This is a genomic window from Acinetobacter sp. YH12023, from assembly GCF_013420135.1.
Lineage (GTDB): Bacteria > Pseudomonadota > Gammaproteobacteria > Pseudomonadales > Moraxellaceae > Acinetobacter > Acinetobacter amyesii.
Genome location: NZ_VOYU01000008.1, coordinates 71,076 through 89,738 on the forward strand (window position 1 = coordinate 71,076; position 18,663 = coordinate 89,738).

At 43.7% G+C, this 18,663-nt stretch carries 17 protein-coding genes; 12 read left to right on the forward strand and 5 right to left on the reverse strand.

Features of this window, described 5'->3' with window-relative positions; translation table 11 throughout:
* Positions 1-156 precede the first annotated feature (156 nt).
* The 12 genes from FTT92_RS10150 (at position 157) to FTT92_RS10205 (ending at position 14,537) form a co-directional block, all read left to right on the forward strand.
* Positions 157-1,434, forward strand: a complete 1,278-nt coding sequence (locus tag FTT92_RS10150; RefSeq protein ID WP_180092590.1) for an O-acetylhomoserine aminocarboxypropyltransferase/cysteine synthase family protein — start codon at positions 157-159, stop codon at positions 1,432-1,434.
* A gap of 401 nt (positions 1,435-1,835) precedes the next feature.
* Entirely contained in the window at positions 1,836-2,723 is an 888-nt protein-coding gene (locus FTT92_RS10155) for an SDR family NAD(P)-dependent oxidoreductase (protein ID WP_180172055.1), read from the forward strand.
* A gap of 102 nt (positions 2,724-2,825) precedes the next feature.
* On the forward strand, positions 2,826-4,127 hold the full coding sequence (locus FTT92_RS10160) for an NAD(P)/FAD-dependent oxidoreductase (RefSeq protein ID WP_180172056.1): 1,302 nt from the start codon (positions 2,826-2,828) through the stop codon (positions 4,125-4,127).
* A gap of 96 nt (positions 4,128-4,223) precedes the next feature.
* Positions 4,224-5,006 (forward strand): bifunctional phosphoribosyl-AMP cyclohydrolase/phosphoribosyl-ATP diphosphatase HisIE, encoded by a 783-nt coding sequence (gene hisIE, locus FTT92_RS10165; protein ID WP_078189402.1) that lies wholly within the window; start codon positions 4,224-4,226, stop codon positions 5,004-5,006.
* Positions 5,007-5,015: 9 nt separating this feature from the next.
* Complete coding sequence (locus FTT92_RS10170) at positions 5,016-6,518, forward strand: UvrD-helicase domain-containing protein (RefSeq protein ID WP_180172057.1); 1,503 nt, start codon at positions 5,016-5,018, stop codon at positions 6,516-6,518.
* A 46-nt stretch (positions 6,519-6,564) separates the two neighbouring features.
* Positions 6,565-7,968 carry an AAA family ATPase gene (locus FTT92_RS10175; RefSeq protein WP_180172058.1) on the forward strand — a complete coding sequence of 468 codons (1,404 nt, stop codon included), beginning with the start codon at positions 6,565-6,567 and terminating at the stop codon, positions 7,966-7,968.
* A 344-nt stretch (positions 7,969-8,312) separates the two neighbouring features.
* Complete coding sequence (locus tag FTT92_RS10180) at positions 8,313-11,153, forward strand: monovalent cation/H+ antiporter subunit A (protein WP_180093209.1); 2,841 nt, start codon at positions 8,313-8,315, stop codon at positions 11,151-11,153.
* A gap of 1 nt (position 11,154) precedes the next feature.
* Complete coding sequence (locus tag FTT92_RS10185; protein WP_078189407.1) at positions 11,155-11,520, forward strand: Na+/H+ antiporter subunit C; 366 nt, start codon at positions 11,155-11,157, stop codon at positions 11,518-11,520.
* Positions 11,520-13,328, forward strand: coding sequence for a monovalent cation/H+ antiporter subunit D (locus FTT92_RS10190; RefSeq protein ID WP_180172059.1), 1,809 nt, complete (start codon positions 11,520-11,522; stop codon positions 13,326-13,328). Before FTT92_RS10185 ends, FTT92_RS10190 begins: the two co-directional genes overlap by 1 nt.
* 1 nt (position 13,329) lies before the next feature.
* Positions 13,330-13,851 carry a Na+/H+ antiporter subunit E gene (locus FTT92_RS10195; protein WP_078192552.1) on the forward strand — a complete coding sequence of 174 codons (522 nt, stop codon included), beginning with the start codon at positions 13,330-13,332 and terminating at the stop codon, positions 13,849-13,851.
* Positions 13,848-14,123: a monovalent cation/H+ antiporter subunit F gene (locus tag FTT92_RS10200; RefSeq protein ID WP_078192553.1), complete on the forward strand. Its 276-nt coding sequence runs from the start codon at positions 13,848-13,850 to the stop codon at positions 14,121-14,123. Before FTT92_RS10195 ends, FTT92_RS10200 begins: the two co-directional genes overlap by 4 nt.
* Before the next feature lie 12 nt (positions 14,124-14,135).
* The gene (locus FTT92_RS10205) at positions 14,136-14,537 is read left to right on the forward strand and encodes a Na+/H+ antiporter subunit G (RefSeq protein ID WP_180024269.1); all 402 of its coding nucleotides are present in this window, start codon (positions 14,136-14,138) and stop codon (positions 14,535-14,537) included.
* Positions 14,538-14,539: 2 nt separating this feature from the next.
* On the opposite strand, the gene FTT92_RS10210 is transcribed toward FTT92_RS10205, so the two are convergent.
* From FTT92_RS10210 to infB, 5 genes are all read right to left on the reverse strand, one after another.
* Positions 14,540-14,785 carry a hypothetical protein gene (locus FTT92_RS10210; RefSeq protein WP_180172060.1) on the reverse strand — a complete coding sequence of 82 codons (246 nt, stop codon included), beginning with the start codon at positions 14,783-14,785 and terminating at the stop codon, positions 14,540-14,542.
* A gap of 57 nt (positions 14,786-14,842) precedes the next feature.
* Positions 14,843-15,112: a hypothetical protein gene (locus FTT92_RS10215; RefSeq protein WP_180172061.1), complete on the reverse strand. Its 270-nt coding sequence runs from the start codon at positions 15,110-15,112 to the stop codon at positions 14,843-14,845.
* A complete protein-coding gene (locus FTT92_RS10220) occupies positions 15,109-15,402 on the reverse strand; it encodes a hypothetical protein (RefSeq protein ID WP_180172062.1) in 294 nt (97 codons plus the stop codon). The genes FTT92_RS10215 and FTT92_RS10220 overlap by 4 nt, the downstream gene beginning before the upstream one ends.
* Positions 15,403-15,555: 153 nt before the next feature.
* Positions 15,556-15,963 (reverse strand): ribosome-binding factor A, encoded by a 408-nt coding sequence (locus FTT92_RS10225; protein WP_078189413.1) that lies wholly within the window; start codon positions 15,961-15,963, stop codon positions 15,556-15,558.
* Positions 15,963-18,656, reverse strand: a complete 2,694-nt coding sequence (infB, locus tag FTT92_RS10230; protein ID WP_180172063.1) for a translation initiation factor IF-2 — start codon at positions 18,654-18,656, stop codon at positions 15,963-15,965. Before infB ends, FTT92_RS10225 begins: the two co-directional genes overlap by 1 nt.
* Positions 18,657-18,663 lie beyond the last annotated feature (7 nt).

Below are 18,663 nucleotides of genomic sequence, written 5' to 3' on the forward strand. Positions count from 1 at the left end.
TAAACATGCGTTTTTAAGCATAATTTCGCTCATCTTTAGCTGAAAATTTTTCAATAATATGAATAATTATGATATTCATTTTATAAATAAAGCACTTTTATTCATATATATAAGTGATAGACTGTTTAAAAACTAGCTCTCTTAGATGAAGTAATCATGACCTATAAAGACGAAACTTTAGCAATTCACGCGGGGTATACACCGGAGCCAACCACCAAAGCGGTTGCGGTGCCGATTTATCAAACCACCTCATATTCCTTTGATAACACGCAGCATGGTGCTGATTTATTTGACTTAAAAGTTCAGGGTAATATTTATACCCGCATTATGAATCCAACCACGGCGGTACTTGAACAGCGTGTTGCAGCGCTCGAAGGCGGTATTGGCGCTTTGGCCTTAGCCTCTGGTATGGCGGCCATTACATATGCGATTCAAACCATTGCTGAAGCAGGCGACAATATCGCTTCAGTTTCGACCCTGTACGGTGGCACATATAACCTGTTTGCCCACACCCTGCCGAAACAAGGCATTGAAGTTCGCTTCTTTGATTATCAGAACCCTGAAGCGCTGCGTAGCCTCATCGATGACAAAACCAAGCTGGTCTTTGTCGAATCTATTGGTAACCCATTGGGCAATATTATTGACCTCGAAGCAATTTCGAAAATTGCGCATGAATTTGGCATACCTGTAGTCGTAGACAATACTGTGGCCACACCTGTTCTGCAAAAATCATTTGAATTTGGTGCCGACATCGTGGTGCACTCACTCACAAAATATATTGGCGGTCATGGTAATTCGATCGGTGGCATCATCGTCGATAGCGGCAAATTTCCTTGGGGCAAATACCCTGAACGCTTTAAATCACTCAACACCCCTGATCCAAGCTACCACGGGGTCAATTATGTCGAAGCCTTAGGTGACGCAGCCTATATTGCCCGTGCGCGCGTGGTCCCGCTGCGTAATACAGGCGCTGCGATCAGCCCGCATAATGTATTCTTAATCTTACAAGGTTTGGAAACCTTAAGCCTGCGCATGGAGCGTCATACTGAAAATGCGCAAAAAGTGGCGGAATATTTACAAGCGCATCCAAAAGTAAAATGGGTCAACTACGCTGGCCTAAAAGACCATCCTCAGCATGCTTTGGCGCAAAAATATGTCAAAGGCAAACCATCTGCGATTCTTTCCTTTGGGGTTCAAGATGGCCTTGCAGGCGGCACGCGTTTCATCGATGCGTTGCAGTTATTTACTCGCCTTGTGAATATTGGTGATGCCAAAAGTTTAGCTTGCCATCCTGCGACCACGACACATCGTCAGCTCAATGAAGATGAACTCAAAGCAGCCGGAGTCAGCATTGATATGGTTCGTTTATCGATTGGGATCGAGCATGCAGATGACTTGATTGCCGACTTAGAGCAAGCCTTAGCTGCTGTTTAAACCACAAGTGCACAATTCACAGGTCTTATTTTTAAGGCCTGTTTTTATTTCCATTTCAATTAAATAACCACCCCCACATTATCCGCCTTTCAATTTTGCGCATCTATGGCCCTGCTTCTATATTTATTTACAATTTTATTTATCTTGAAAATCGACTTTTTTACGTTGCAACGATGTGGATAAAAGCACTTCTCTTTCACATATTTATGTGTTAAAAAATGAGTAAATAGGGATTTTAATTTAGAGTAAAAACTCTAAATATTATTTTATTATCAATTACTTATCATATGGCTTTTTTTTAATAAAACGCTATCATACCGCTGACTTAAAACAGCCCTGCACATAGCATTGTCGGGCCGATAAATGAATACAATAAAACTGATTTAACAGGGAACCTCATCGTGAATTCAAGACTTGAGAAACGTTTCGTTGACCGTGTCAACGGCAAGACCATTTTAATCACCGGTGCATCAAGTGGTATCGGTTTAACCACAGCGCATCGCCTTGCCAACGCAGGCGCACATGTTCTATTGGTTGCACGTACCAAAGAAACTCTTGATGCCGTAAAAGCTGAAATTGAAGCCACTGGCGGTAAAGCTGATGTTTTCCCATGTGACCTCAATGATATGGAATCCATTGATGCTGTGGCACAACGAATCCTCGCTTCCGTCGATCATATTGACATCTTAATTAATAACGCTGGCCGTTCTATTCGCCGTGCCGTGCATGAATCAACTGATCGTTTCCATGATTTTGAACGCACCATGCAGCTTAACTATTTTGGCGCGGTACGTTTGATCATGAACCTGTTGCCAAAAATGATGATTCGTCGTGAAGGTCATATCATTAATATCAGCTCGATTGGTGTATTGGCCAATGCAACGCGCTTCTCTGCATATGTTGCGTCTAAAGCCGCATTAGATGCTTTCAGTCGTTGCCTAAGTGCTGAAGTTCACTCGCATAATATTGCCATCACGTCGGTATATATGCCATTGGTGCGCACACCAATGATCGCCCCAACCAAAATTTATAAATACGTACCAACGCTTTCTCCAGAACAAGCAACCGACCTGATTGCGTATGCCATCGTGAAACGTCCGAAGAAAGTGGCGACCAATTTGGGCCGTTTGGCTTCGATCACCTACTCCATTGCTCCTGACATTAACAATAAACTCATGTCGATTGGTTATAACCTGTTCCCAAGCTCTTCAGCGTCTATTGGTAAGCAAGAAAAACTCAATTGGGTACAAAAAGCATATGCTCGCCTATTCCCTGGTGAACATTGGTAAGACCTGATGCATCCCTAAAAAAGCCCTTATGAGGGCTTTTTTATTGGGTTTTATACGACAACTTTGCTACATTGGGGTGAGATAAAATCAACTTTTATAACAATGAAAACTCAAAATATTGCCATCATCGGTGCAGGTACAGCAGGATTAGCTGCTGCAGCAATGCTTGCTGCTCAAGGCCATCAGATCTGCTTATATGAAAAAGTCTCACAACTTGAACCTGTGGGTGCAGGATTATTATTACAACCTGCCGGACTGGCAGTTTTCGAACATTTAGGCATTTTGGAACATGCCTTAAGCCTTGGCGCTGTGGTAACTGGTCTTGAAGGTCAACTGGCTGGCGGCGACTTGCTGATAAACAGTCATTATCGACAAGCCGATGAACGTTCATATGGACTCGGCATTCACCGTGCCACGCTCTGTCATGTCCTCGCATCCAAAGTCCGTGAATATCCTCAACACGTTGAGTTGTGCATGGCGCATGAAGTGCATGAACTTCAAGAATCCAGTGAGGGTATAAACGTAATTGGGCAGTCCGCAGATCAATCTTTTCAACGTCAATTTGATCTCGTGCTGATTGCCAATGGCGCACGCAGCCATTTACGCCCTAATGCATGGGAAAAGCTCAACCAAGCCTATCCTTGGGGGGCGAAGTGGATCATCGTGCCTGAATGCGAAGTACTCAATCCGCAGATCTTGCATCAGTTCTATGACCGTTCCAATATCATGATGGGTGTGATGCCAACGGGAGCAATTCCAACGCAGCCTGAACAGCGCCTTTCGAGCATTTTCTGGAGTTTGCCTACAGAAGATTTAGAGGGATTCTTAAAAACAAAGAACGCACAGCAGCAATGGTTGCTTGAAGTTTCAAAACGCTGGCCGAGTATTGCAGAATGGTTAGCGCATGTGATTCCACATCCAGATGATCCGCAGCAATGGCTATCTGCCAATTATCGTGATGTGGTGCTGAGCAAACTTGGTGAAGGTCGTATCGGCATATTAGGCGATGCTGCTCATGCCATGAGTCCACAGCTTGGACAAGGCGCCAATATGGCTTTGCTCGATGCATGGGCCATCAGTCAAGCTCTGCTTCAATATCAACAGGACTCCTCACTGCAAAACCTCTGGCAGGAGTATCATCAGCTACGGTTGCCCTCCGTGCGATTTTACCAATTTTTTAGTCGCTTGCTGACTCCTTTTTATCAATCACATCATCGCTGGACAGCACCGCTCCGTGATTTTTCATTTCGTGCTATGTATCAGCTGCCGTTTTTCCGCAAAGAAATGGCGATTACGATTTCCGGCTTAAAAACGGGTGCATTTGGGCACATGAATTATGCTGACATTGCCCGAAAGCCTGCAGATGACTCTGCGGCTGAACTGCGCAATTTAAAATTTGATTAAGAATTAACTCCCCATCATTCTCTTGATGGCTTACACTATAGTGCTGCTCAAATGCTGCGGCATTTATTTTTTGATTTTTGAATTGGTGAAATCCTCATGAACAACCTGCAATGGCTCGATGAAGTAAAATTTAACGAACAAGGCTTAGTGCCTGCTATTGCACAGCATCATCAAAGCGGGCGCGTATTGATGGTGGCATGGATGAACCGTGAAGCGTTGGCGCAAACTGCAGAAAAAAATCAGGCGGTGTACTTTTCACGTTCACGCAATAAGCTATGGCACAAAGGTGAAGAATCTGGCCATTTCCAAACCGTACATGAAATCCGTTTGGACTGTGATGCTGACGTGATTGTGCTACAAATTGAACAGCATGGCGGCATTGCCTGCCATACCGGCCGTGAGTCATGCTTCTACCGCAAGCTTACTGCCAATGGCTGGGAAATTGTCGATGCGCAATTAAAAGATCCGGCTGCAATTTATGGTGCAAAATCAGCAAATCCACATACTCTTGCGATGAATGCATCCAATGCGCAATCTGAGCAAGTCGAAGTACTCGACTACTTAGGTAAAATGATGGCTGAACGCAAACAAGCTGATCCTGAGTCCTCTTATGTGGCAAAGCTTTACCATAAAGGCCTCAACAAAATTTTAGAAAAAATCGGTGAAGAAAGTGTTGAAACCATCATTGCCGCTAAAGATTTCAAAATCGAAGCCAATGAAGACAACAAAAACGATTTGATTTACGAAGTAGCAGACCTTTGGTTCCATACCATTGTGATGTTGGGTTATTTCGATATTGATCCTCAATTGGTACTTAACGAACTCGCTCGTCGTCAAGGCCTTTCCGGTTTGGTTGAAAAAGCCAACCGTCAGCACTAAGACGCAACCGTGCCAGATCTTAAAAAACCGACCGCGACCTATGAGCAGGCCACCGCCATAGATAACGCACGTCTTGGTAAATCATTTAAAGTGATTGCCTATGCTGGCACAGGTAAAACAACCACACTCCAAATGATCAGTGATGCCATGCCTCAGCGGCTTGGCATGTACTTGGCCTTTAACAAAGCCATTGCCACCGAAGCACAGAATCGTTTTCATCAAAATGTCGACTGTCGCACCTTCCACTCATTGGCCTATCGCAGTGTTCCACGTGGAGTGACTGACAAACTGCGTCTACCGCGTTTAAGTCCGAGTTTTATTGCCAAAGAATATCGACTAGAACCGATCACCTTACGTCGTATGATGGGCGGTCGTTATGAAAAATATGTGCTTATGCCTTCGCGCTTGGCGAGTCTAGTAGCAAATGCTGTCAGTTATTTCTGTTCGACCAGTTCACAGTACCCTGCCCCACGACATCTGCAAGCACCGAGTTGGCTGCATCCTGACGATATCGAAAGCTTACAAAAGCATTTGTATCCTGCCATTGAACGTCGTTGGTTAGAGTCGATTGATCCGAACCATGCAGCAGGAATTGGACACGATATTTATTTAAAACTTTGGGCTTTGTCTGAACCGAATATTCCTGCCGACTACGTGTTGTTTGATGAAGCTCAGGATGCTGACCCACTAATGCTAGGGATTTTACTGAAACAGCGGAATACCCAAGTCATCTATGTTGGCGATGCGCATCAACAAATTTATGCATGGCGTGGCGCAGTCAATGCCATGCAGCAACTCCCTTTACCCGAATCCCGTTTAACCACGTCTTTCCGTTTTGGTGAAGAAATTGCCTTGAACGCCAATGCTCTACTGGGCGCATTGAACGAAACCGTGCCTTTATTGGGTAATCCGCAGCTCAACTCTAAAGTGGTCAATAAACCACATACCAAGATGCGCGATGCCATTTTATGTCGTACCAATGCACGTGCGATGGAACTGTTATTGGCGGGTTTGGTTAAGGGCGAAAAAGTTAGCCTGCAAGCAGATCATGCGCGACTCAATCGTTTTGTCGATGCTGCAGCCATGCTCAAACAAGGCAAGCGCGTAGTCGATGTCCCAGAGCTTGCGTGGTTTAACTCATGGCATGATGTGCATGAATATTGTGAAACCAATGATGGCAGCGATATTAAACCGCTAGTGAAGTTGGTCGATGACCACGGTACTGACCCACTGAAAAAGGCGCTGGCGAAAATCACCCCGATTGATCAAGCCGACTATATCATCTCGACCGCCCATAAAGCCAAAGGTTTAGAATGGGATCGGGTACATATTGAAGATGACTACCAATTTAAGCTCAACGATAAAGATTATAAAATTAGTGACGAAGAGTTACGGTTACTTTACGTGGCTTGCACACGTGCTAAAGTAAGTTTAAATATCCATCATATTTATGACTTGATGCAGCACTTAAAACGTCAAATGCCAAAATCTTTGGCACAAGCGGTCAGCTAGTATGATGAAAAAGGTGAATAAACAATAAATCAGTAAAAGGTGCACCATGAAATTACAATCGATCCAACTCAAGCACACCCTTCATTTTACTGATATCACCCTCAATTTTAATTACGACGATCTGCCGATCACCTTAATTTTGGGTGATCAAAGTTCTGGAAAAACCTCCCTACTACGCTTTAGTTATCAGGCCCTCACTTGGTTCGCTGCACGTTATAAAGATTTACGCACCGCAGGCGTGGTAATGCTCGATCAAGACATCATGTTAAATCGCTTGCAATCGAAACTAGATATTCAAGTCAGTTTTCCCGAAGAGATTGGCTCATTTCAGCTTTCAAGTGATCAACAAGACCAAGACCCACAATGTTGTTCATGGCAATTGTACAAAACCTTAAACAGTCAAGGCGTCGGCCTCAGTAAGGCCGAAACACAGCAATTAGAATCGATGGTTGCGCTGTATCAAAAAGCCCTCAAAGCCGATCCGTTACAAGGGTTGCCACTCATTGCCTATTACCCTGCTGAACGTTTCGTCAACGATGTGAATATTCTCAATAAAAATAATCCTGCTATTTTTCAGCCTTCGTATGCTTATGAAATATCGGCCATTCCCTTTACCACGTTTATTCGTTTTTTTGAATGGTTTCGAGAAATATCCGACATTGAAAATGCGCAAAGTGCCGAATTAATTCAAAATTTATTACATCCTAAAACCCAAGCCGATATACCCAACACATCTGACACGCCACTTTTTGGACAAAAACTGGCGCAAGCTCAGGCCGATCTACACGCGCCGTCACTCAGATCATTAAAACAAGCCTTAAAGACCGTGTTGCCCGATGTGACCAATATTTATCTGCAATATCACCCCAAATTACAGTTAATAGTCTGCTATCAAGGCAAAGATATGTTGTTCCAACAGCTATCAAATAGTGTACGCAACCTTGTGGCCTTAATTGGTGATATTGTGCGTCGCCTCTGTCTGCTCAATCCTCATAGCTTATATCCGTGCCAAGAAGGTGACGGTATTTTATTGATCGACGCCATAGACCACCAACTCGATCAAAACATGACTCAAGTGATTTTGACCCGTTTAAATCAAGCGTTTCCACGACTCCAAATCATTGCCAGCGGCAACCGTCCCGAACTGCTGGAACAGGCTTCTCGCTTTCAGTGCTTAAAACTACAGAATAAAAAGCTCAGTGAGATTCAGCCTGAAAAACTACAAGAAACCTATGATCAAATTTATCAGCAGTTGCAACTCGGATCTAAACCATCGCTTCCACCTAAAACAGAAGAGACTGAATTAAATGAGCCGCTGAACCATCCGGATACCATCCAGCACATGTTGCAATTAATTCAGACACAACTGACCGAGCAACAGCAACAAGAATTGGTTAGGGCTTTATCACAGCGAGGTGATCAGGACATTACGATCCAACCGCTGAGTTAAAAATACTGAGGTTGATTGACTGAGTGTAATCCATAGCCTCGATGTTTAAATATTCAGCAATAAGGCCGCAATAGATGTCTAGACAGTTTCGTCAGGCGTATAATGTGTAAGTGGTTCATAAAAAAGATTGATGTTGTTTTACGCATGTAATATGATCGGTTTTATTTGCAATTTTCATAGTAACATCGGAAATTGCTATCGCTTCACGAGTTGCGCAACACAGCTTGTTTTTAATTTTTTTTTGACACACATGGCTTTCAAGATTGAATTTTTGGACTGCTCTTTGCTGTCCTGTAATCCTTGAAAGATGAAATACACCTAGGTTTCACCGCCTAATCATGACAATGGATACGAGTGTGCTACCGATTATTATATTGTTACCGTTAATACTAGGCACAACACTTGTCTCGTGGTTGAAGCAATTCTCTCGCGGGGTAACAGCTTTAGGGGCGATTGGCGTCAGCCTCAGCAGTTTAGTTTTATTATTGAGTCAGGCTCAAGATGTATTTAATGGCAAAACCATCATTCAAACATGGCCATGGCTCATTCAAGTTGGCATTGATTTCAGTTTCCGCCTCGATGCACTGGGCTTATTGTTTTCCCTGCTCATTACCGGGATCGGCACCTTAATTTATATCTATGCCTACTATTATTTAAGTCCAAAGAATTCGCTCAGTAAACTGTATGTTTTATTGATGCTGTTCATGGCTGCCATGCTCGGCATTTCATTGTCTAATAATTTAATTTTATTGCTTATTTTCTGGGAACTTACCAGCATTTCATCTTTCCTTTTGGTTGGTTATTGGAGCAATTACGACGCAGCTCAGCGTGGCTCTCGAATGGCTTTGACCATTACAGGTATGGGTGGTTTATGTATGCTGGGTGGTTTTGTTCTGTTGGCGCAAATCACGGGCACCTATCAGATTGATCAAATCCTAACGATGAGTAGCCAAATTCAGCAGCACTCGCTTTTTGTACCCACACTGCTATTAATATTAATGGGAGCATTTACTAAAAGTGCGCAGTTCCCTTTCCATTTTTGGTTGCCAAATGCTATGGCGGCACCGACCCCCGTCTCGGCCTATTTACACTCTGCCACGATGGTGAAAGCCGGAATTTTCCTGCTTGCACGCTTATTACCGATTTTTGCAGGCGCTACGTTGTATCACAACTTGGTCACCTTTATTGGCTTATTTACCTTATGTATGGCAGCATTCTTTGCCATTTTCAAAGAAGATTTAAAAGGGCTTTTGGCCTATTCCACCATCAGCCATTTAGGTCTGATCGTTTGCTTATTGGGGATCGGTTCTCCCCTTGCAGTTGCGGCTGCCATTTTCCATATCATTAACCACGCGACCTTCAAAGCAGCCCTATTTATGATCGCGGGGATTATTGACCACGAATCAGGCACACGTGATTTACGAAAACTCTCTGGTTTATGGCAATTACTTCCGTTTACCGCAACGCTAACCATGATCACTGCGGCCTCTATGGCAGGTGTCCCATTAACTAATGGTTTCCTCTCTAAAGAGATGTTCTTTACTGAACTTTTAGCCAACCTGACTGGGCCAGTGATGATCGTGTCGGCTATCATCGCTACTTTTGCCGGTATCTTTGCTGTCGCGTACTCAGTACGTTTGGTTCATGGGGTGTTTTTTGATGGTCCACTGGGGAAAGAAATTCCCAATAAAGAAGCACATGAACCACCGTTTGGTATGCGCGCACCAGCAACATTACTGGCTGCTTTATGTATTTTAGTTGGATTATTCCCTGCCCTATTGGTTGAGCATATAGTCAACAGCACAGCACGTGCGAGTATTCAAAACCCTGCGTTTGAAGGTACACATTTAGCGATTTGGCATGGTTTAAATGCACCGCTTTTGATGAGTGTAATAGCACTATTGGGTGGTTTAATTTTCTACTTCGCATTGGCAAAGGGCGGCAAATTACGGCGGATCGACTTAGATCCATTTTTGGGTCGTTTGCAAGGTAAAGTGCTGTTCGACTTATTTTTAAAATATCTTTTACTCAGCTCAAGAAAATTCCGTCGCTTTACTGAAAATGGCAAATTACAAAGCTATGTATTGTGGATTTTAATCTTTAGTGTAGCCATCGTCATCGTTCCATTTTGGCTGCAAGGCATCGGCACAGGCAGTCGTGAACTGGTACATGCTCCGGTCATCGCGATCGTTCTGTGGCTATTATTATTCTCTGCATGTTGGATGATGCTTTGGTTCCACCATGAACGTATTAAAGCCGTCCTCATCAGTGGTGCAGTCGGTCTAGTTGTGACCATGGTATTTATCTGTTTCTCCGCTCCCGATTTGGCGTTAACGCAGATTACTGTTGACGTGGTGACCACCGTGCTCTTACTCATGAGCCTATCGTTATTACCACAGCTCACCCCTTATGAGTCGAGCGTGTCACGTCGTTGGCGAGATGCATTGATTGCGATTATTGCAGGTCTAGGGATTGCATGGATTTCATGGTTGATCATGACCCGTGATCACAATTCCATTTCATGGTTCTTCATGCAGCAGTCTATCCCACTTGGTGGTGGTACCAATGTGGTCAACGTGATCTTGGTGGACTTCCGTGGTTTCGATACCTTTGGTGAAATTACCGTACTGGGAATTGCTGCAATTGGTACGCTATGCATGATGGATGGTATGCGTGCTCATGGCACCACCATTACGCAAGGTCTGACCTATCGTTTTAATCCGTCGCCACTGATGTTCCGTATTACCTCATCTTGGATTTTGCCTTTGGCCTTGGTGATCAGTCTGTATATTTTCCTACGGGGTCATAACTTACCTGGCGGTGGCTTTATTGCAGGTTTAATTACCTCTTTAGCCTTAGTGATTCAATATATCGCGCTCGGTCAAGACCGTGCTGAACAATTGATTGGTGCAAAATCAGGTCGCTTATATGAAGTGTGGATTGGTATTGGTTTAACCATTGCGGGTTTGACAGGGATCGCTGCTTGGCTATGGGGCCGCCCATTCCTGACCAGTGCTCATATCTATGTCTCACCACCCATTTTAGGTGAAATGCACCTTGCCTCCGCTGCCCTCTTCGACACAGGTGTCTACATCACTGTTGTGGGTGCGACGATGTTAATGATTTCCGTCTTAGGCGACTCGCGTCACTCGAGTATGTCTGGTCCAGTTCCAAGAGGCGAATAAGATGATTAGTTTAGAATTTTTACTCGCTTCAGCCATTGGCTTACTGACCGCAACAGGGGTATACCTGATTTTGCGGGCACGTACCTTTCCTGTCGTGCTGGGTTTAGCCATGATTGGCTATGCTGTGAACTTATTTTTATTTGTCATGGGACGTATTCATGTCAACGCACCGGCTGTGTTAACGGAAACAACCAAAGCGACCGATCCTTTACCGCAAGCCTTGGTCCTAACCGCCATTGTGATTGGCTTTGCGACCACTGCGTTTATCGTACAATTGGCTCTGCGTAGCCGCTATGAAACCGGAACAGATCATGTGGACTCCAAAGAAGAAATACCGCAAATTGACCCGCGGGAGGATGAGCCATAATGCATGACTTCATCCAATTTTGGACTACGCATAGCCCGATTTTCAGTATTTTAATTCCAGCAATTACTGCATTTATTTTAGTTCTGTTGGGCAACCCCGGCTCTGGCTCGTTGGCACATGACTGGCGACAACCTTGGCGTCGTGGAATCAGCTATGTTTCTGGCATCCTTGGGCTGATCACATCTATCAGTTATTTGATGATCGCCAGCTCTGGCCAAGTCTTGGTTTATAACCTGAGTGAATGGGCCGCACCGTTTGGTATTGTCTTAGTTCTAGATCGACTCTCAGCATTCATGTTGGTGCTGACTTATGGTCTTGCTGTGCCAGTGATGTGGTTTGCCAGCAAAGAATGGGATGAGCGGGGTCGTTATTTCCATGCCATGTGCCATTTCTTACTGATGGGTTTGTGTGGTGCATTCCTAACAGGCGATTTATTTAACCTATTTGTCTTCTTTGAAATCCTGTTGATGGCATCGTACGTATTGCTCTTACACGGCCAAGGCAAAGCACGTTTTCAATTGGGTATTCATTACGTCACCATTAACCTATTTGCCTCTGCTCTCTTCCTGATCGGACTCGGGATGATTTATGGCAGTGTAGGTAGCTTAAATATGGCAGATGTTGCACGACTTATGCCTTTGCTTGAAGCGGATCAACATCGTATTGCTGTAGCTGGTGCATTGTTACTGTTTACCGTCTTTGGCATCAAGGCAGCAATGCTGCCTGTAGGGTTCTGGTTACCAAAGACCTATGCTGTGGCAACCACTCCTGTCGCAGCCTTGTTCACCATTATGACCAAGGTCGGCATCTATGCCATTCTCCGTGTTAATGGCACTGTGTTTGACGATGGGATTAGCCGTGAAATCTTACAACAATGGCTGTTACCGATTGGCTTAGTAACCTCGCTCTATGGTGCCTATGGTGCTATCGGAACGGATCGTTTACGTCGTTTTGTCGGTTTTATGATTTTGTCTTCTATCGGCACAATATTGGTTTCGATTTCACTCTTTAATACGGATGCATGGGCTGCAGGACTTTATTACCTGATTCACAGTACCATTATTGGTGCAGCTTTTTATATTCTATCGGGTTGGATTACCTCACAACGCGGCGAATTTAAAGATCATTTTAAAATTGCGCCCCGCATGAAACAGCATAATACCGTTGCTGTCTGCTATTTCATCATTGCGTTGATGATGGCTGGTCTACCACCCTTTAGCGGCTTTTTGGGTAAAGTATTTATCTTACAAGCCACGGCCAATTCACCTTACCAAATCATGATTATTTTAATTGTTTTGTTGGTGAGTTTACTCAGTATCATAGCATTTACCCGCGTTGGTTTTGTACTTTTCTGGCGTTCATCTCGTCCAGAAGATGATATTGATACTGAAGAATATCAACGCTATCAGGCTTTGCCGAATAAGGCTCCGCTACGCAATGACAAGACCATTTATCTACTATTAACAGCGCTTGTGGGATATATGGTCTTTGCTGCACCAATCTATGACTATACCTACAAGACTGCGCAGCAAATTCAAGACAACCCATTATATGAATCGTTGCTATTGAAAAAGGATAAAGAAGGTCAAATTATCAGTGTTCAATCTTATGATCCTGAAAATTTACCTGAAACCAAATATGGTGGCGAATCAGCGGATCCAAATGCACACCTCATCCCTGCATTGATTGCGCCTGAAACCCTAAATGGCGAACATATTTCTGAATATAAGCAACGCCAAATTCAGGGACAGCAACAAGAAGAAAAATTGCCTGAAGAGACCCAGCTGAAACCAATGGAGGTGCCTTAACATGGCGACAATATCTTTATTCAATCGCTGGTTTCCGCATCCATTGGTATCAGTCATGGTTGGTCTGAGCTGGGTGATGTTAGCGCACAGTTTAGATGCGGCCACACTCTGCATGGCCTTGGTTTTAGCAATTGTTATTCCGCGAATGGTTCGCCCTTTTATTGATCGAACACCGAATATCAACTGGCTGGCAGCATGTAAATTATTCTTTGTGGTGTTATGGGATATTATTGTCAGTAATATCCATGTTGCAAAACTCGTCCTTGGTCCGACACATAAATTGCATCCGAAATGGTTCCGTGTTCCTCTCGATACACAGCATGAAGAAGTCAATTCTCTGCTTGCGATGATCATCACCACGACACCCGGTACGGTGTCTGCCGGAATTGACCAAGACCGTGGTGATATTTTGGTCCATGCTCTGAGCACGGATGATCCTGAAGCAGAAATTCAAACCATTAAAGAGCGCTATGAGCGCCCTCTCATCCTTATTTTTGGCGCTGATACAGGAGAGTCTGCATGACAATTTTACCTTATGCGCTTGGCATTTGTTTAGTTGCGGTGACGATCTCGATGTTACTGTGCCTCATCCGCTTGGTGATGGGACCCTCAGTTGTGGACCGACTACTTGCTTTAGATACTTTGTTCTTAAATGCCACCTGCTTAATCGTCATTTTAGGTATTTATTGGGCAAGTACATCAATGTTTGAAGGGGCTTTATTGGTTGCCATGCTTGGGTTTGTATCTACAGCTGCTTTAGCGCGTTATTTCACCACTGGCCACGTCATCGACTAGGAGTCCTTTAATATGCAATTAGTCATGGAAATTTTGGTCTCGATTTTTTTGGTGATTGGTGCTTTCTTCATGTTGGTCGGGGGTATTGGTATGGTTCGCCTACCCGACTTATTTATGCGTCTACACGCACCGACTAAATCAAGCACCTTAGGTTTAGGAAGTTTTCTAATTGCTGCAATTATTTATGCAGCATTTCAAGGCCGTTTTGGATTTGCAGAAATCCTGATCACGCTTTTTGCTTTTATCACTGCACCGGTTTCTGCAAACCTCATGGCACAAGCGGCATTACATTTACGACTGCGCTCGATGAGTGGTGATGCACCAGAAGCTCTGAATCGCCCTCTTCCTTGGCAGCGAACTCGGCGCCGTGCATTTCACTCTAAACTCCATTCAAAACCGGAGGATCTGGATTAAATCTAGATCCAGTTTTGATTATCCCTTATAGCCCAAAAATCTTTAATTTTCATCCATAATTTCTCAATTACATTCCCTTGAGCCATATATTGCAAACGTTTTTGGTTATAAGGTGTTTTTTTTAAACCATACTGCCTAGCTAAATCAATCAGTAAGTTAGTCTCAAAACTACTTTGAAAATTGTTATACCAGCCAGGCTGATTCTGGCTCATCTCAAGATTCGCCAATTCATAAAACAGCTGTGCCATCACGGCATCCTGTCTTGAAACAAAATTCTTCCGCTCACTGATTTGTAAGCTGACCTGTTATCGTATGGCATTGTATTCCGCTGTTGTGGGTTTGCGCTGATCACTCCAATGTCCATCAGGAACATAGCCTGTTCCATAATGTACATTTAACAATGGATATTCATGAAAATATTTTGGTGTTGCGCGCTTGGTTTTGGCTTCTAAAATATTCAGATGAATCCATTCACTTCCAAGGTGAATCGTTGGATCACGTTTCATACCTTCAGCAATCCATCTTTTGGCCTGTGGAATATTGCCAATCAACTCATATGCAGTACCTAAATTCACTGCAGTCTTTGGTAAACCTGGATGCTCTTTTTCAATTTACTTAAAACCATAATGGCTAAATCGTATTTACCTGCATAAATCTGATGTACGGCATAATCATTTTCTGCCTGATAGTCTATTGGGCTAGGATGCCTTGATACAAAGTGATTCAATTTTTCGTCATGATGTTCTTCGCGTTGATTTTCTTTTTCTGAATCAAATGTATAAAAATCTTCTACATAGGTATTTAGACATGCCCAACTTGGCATAGTGATGAGTAATATGCTGCTCAATAGCATGATTTTTTTCATTTCATTGTTTTTACAGATAGGCGGATTGAATATCATGTTCGACCTGTCTTTCATTGGCATATTATAATTTTAAAGTGATTGAGTTTTTAAATTACCGTTATTCAAACATAAAAAAGCCACCCAAAGGTGGCTTTTTTCATTCAGCGAACTGAATTATTCATCATCTTTTTTTGCTTCGTCAGTAGGAGGTAAGTCCTTGACCGCTTCCGCAATTAGACCAAACATATAGTTGCCATAAGCATTTGTTTTGTCGTAATGGAAACGCAAACGTGGCGTAATACGTGTTTTGATACGACGGCTTAGTTCATGACGCAAGAAACCAGATGCTTTATTCAAGACATCTAAAGTCTCTTTATTTGCGGCTTCACTTTGCTCATCGCCTAGCTCACGACCCATTACAGTCACATAAACTTCGGCATATCCTAAGTCTGGGCTCACCTTCACGGCAGAGATGGTCACGAGACCACCTAAGCGTGGATCTTTCAGCTCCTGACGGATCAGTTCTGACAACTCACGTTGTACTGTATCCGCCATACGCTTCAGACGTTGACTACCCGCCATTAAAGACTCCGTTTAATCAATTGAACATCGTAGACTTCAATCTTATCTTGTGGTTTGATGTCTTTATAGCCTTTCACCGCAAGACCACATTCCATACCGGCACGAACTTCTTCAACCACATCTTTGTAGCGACGAAGAGATTCAAGCTCGCCTTGGAATACCACCACGTCATCACGTAATACGCGAATCGGTTTATTACGGTGTAATGTACCTTCAAGTACCATACAACCTGCAGCAGCACCGAATTTACTTGAGTGGAACACTTCACGTACTTCAGCAACACCCAGAATTGTTTCACGGTGTTCAGGCGCCAATTTACCGCTCATCGCATCTTTCACATCATCAATTAATTGATAGATGATCGAGTAGTAACGAATGTCGATACCATCAGCATCAGCTTTTTGACGTGCAGTATTATCAGCACGTACATTAAAGCCGAGAAGAACCGCTTCTGATGATTCAGCAAGTGTTACGTCAGACTCAGTGATCGCACCAACACCTGAACCAATAATACGTACTTTCACTTCATCAGTTGCAAGTTCAGCAAGTGCAACGTGTAATGCTTCCAAAGTACCACGTACGTCTGTTTTCAATACCACGTTGACAATAGGCACATCTTTCTTGCCCATAGACGCCATGATATTTTCAAGACGCATCGCAGATTGACGCTCAAGACGTTTTTGACGTTCACGATCCATACGCGCATCAGCAACTTCACGTGCTTTTTTCTCGTCATTTACAACAAGAACTTCATCACCTGCCATTGGCGCTTCTGGTAGACCCAAGATTTCCACAGGAATCGAAGGACCAGCAGATTTAATACGTTGACCATTTTCATCTGTCATCGCACGTACACGACCGTATGACGAACCTGCAAGAACAAGGTCACCCACTTTCAATGTACCGTTTTGAACAAGAATCGATGTTACCGCACCACGCCCTTTGTCTACACGTGCTTCAATTACAACACCTTGTGCTGCACCCTCTTCAGATGCTTTAAGCTCAAGAAGTTCGGCTTGAATTGAGATCAAGTCTAGAAGCTCGTCGATACCTGCACCGCTGTGCGCAGAAACCATTGCTACTGGAACGTCACCGCCCCATTGTTCAGGTACGATTTCTTTCGTCGTCAACTCGTTCAATACGCGATCTGGATCAGCAGACTCTTTATCCATTTTGTTGATAGCAACAATAATTGGCGTACCTGCTGCACGTGCATGGTCAATCGCTTCCGCAGTTTGTGGCATAACACCATCATCTGCTGCAACAACCAACACTACGATATCTGTAGATTTCGCACCACGTGAACGCATTGCAGTAAATGCTGCGTGTCCCGGTGTATCTAAGAAAGTAATAATACCTTTTTCAGTTTTCACATGGTAAGCACCAATATGCTGTGTGATACCACCTGCTTCACCTGCAGCCACTTTAGAGCGACGAATACGGTCAAGAAGTGATGTTTTACCATGGTCAACGTGACCCATAATTGTCACAACTGGCGGACGAGTGGTTTGGACACCACGCGCTTCTTCAGCTGCTTCAAGTAAGTTGTCTTCTGCTTGTGTATCCGAAACAAGTACTGGATTGTGACCCATTTCTTCAACAACAAGTGCTGCAATTTCTTGATCAATCGCTTGGTTTTGAGTAACCAATTCGCCCATTTTCATGAGTGATTTGATAACTTCGCGAACTTTAACCGCCATTTTCGCAGCCAAGTCAGCAACAACAATTGTTTCACCAATTTCAACATCATAAACTTGTTTTTTAACTGGTTTTTCAAAGCCATGCTTGTTCGCTTGACTTGTTTTTAAACCACGTTTATGTGAGTTATCACGGAAAGATTGCTCTTCGCCACGACGACCACCTTTTTTAGGTGAACGTGAATTGTTGGTATTGGTACCACGTTTAATTTCACGGTCTTCTTTCGCAAATGAATCTTCATATGCCTGACCTACAAGGCCGGCAGCAAGCGGAGAATCATCTACAACACGAATGGTCGCAGTAGTGTCTTCGTTAGAATACTTAGACGCCATTTGACGCATTTGTTCAAGTGTACGTTGTTGCGCTTCTTCAGCTGCTTTACGACGCGCCGCTTCTTCTACAGCTTTCAATTGTGCTGCTTGAGCTTCACGTGCTTTTTTCTGTTCTAGAGTTTCAACAGGTTTTGTAATTGGCTTGTTGTTTGACTTACGTTTTACAACAACCGCAGCTTTCGGTGTTTCTTGCTTCGCATGTTCTTGCTTCGCAGCAGCGCGCATTGCTTCTAAAGCTTGTTTCGCTTTAGATACTGGTTGTTGCTTCGGTTCTTCAGCTTTCGCTTCAACCTTAGGTTCCTGTTTACGTGCTTGTTGGTCAGCTTGTGCTTTCGCTAATGCTTCAGCTTTAATTTGCTCAGGATCCGGTTTAACAAATGTATGTTTCTTACGAACTTCTACATTAATCGTTTTTGCCTTGCCCGATGTACTCGCCACTTTAGCAGTACTGGTAGTTTTACGTTTCAACGTGATTTGTCCTGCATTGCCCGCATCCTGACCATGAACTTTTTTCAAATGGTTAACGAGGGCATTTTGTTGTTCAGTGGAGATAATATCGTCAGGTTTAGTTTGTGGTAAACCCGCATCACGAACCTGTTCCAGTAGCTTCTCAACTGGACGACCCACGCTGAGAGCTAACTCCTTAATCGACTTGTCCGTCATATATTAC